The sequence below is a fragment of the Vibrio sp. 10N.222.48.A3 genome, from assembly GCF_041475345.1.
GTDB classification, from domain to species: domain Bacteria; phylum Pseudomonadota; class Gammaproteobacteria; order Enterobacterales; family Vibrionaceae; genus Vibrio; species Vibrio tasmaniensis_A.
On record NZ_JBFRVX010001741.1, the window covers coordinates 1 to 606 of the forward strand.

General features: G+C 46.2%; 1 protein-coding gene. It reads left to right on the top strand.

Annotated features, from left to right (window positions below; all coding sequences use genetic code 11):
- On the top strand, positions 1–585 hold a 585-nt coding region (locus AB4653_RS28705; protein WP_372106040.1), incomplete at its 5' end, for a LuxR C-terminal-related transcriptional regulator.
- Positions 586–606 lie beyond the last annotated feature (21 nt).

The following is a 606-nucleotide window of genomic DNA, read 5'->3' on the forward strand; positions in this document are numbered from 1 at the left end:
GAAGCGGAAGAAGCGCTGACTTTCCTTAAGAGTGAAGCTCAGCGTTCACATCTGATTACAGACACCAACCGAAACTTGATCGTTGAAGCCGTGTTACGTACACAAATTAACGATGAAGACAGCGCACGCGTGCTACTTGAAGAAGCGCTTCATATGACTAACCAAACCGGTATGGTCGGCAACTTCTTAGTAGACGGCGGGACTATCGGACATATCTTGGATAAGTTGAGTAACAAGCCTGGCTTAGGTGACTTAGAACGCCATCGCGCTCAACAGATCATGAAAGATATCTCGACCACCCAACGCAGCCGCTCGGTTCACTTTGATGAAGACTTTGTTGAAAACTTAGTCAATCACCCAAACATTCCTGAACTTGTGCGCACGAGCCCACTCACCCAGCGTGAATGGCAAGTACTTGGTTTGATCTATTCAGGATTCAGTAACGAGCAGATAGCTCAAGAACTCGATGTAGCAGGTACCACCATCAAGACTCACATCCGTAACCTTTACCAAAAACTAAACATTGCTAACCGCAAAGAAGCGATCAGCACAGCGGAGAATTTACTGCAGTTGATGGGGTACTAAACGATTCGAGATTAATTCGAG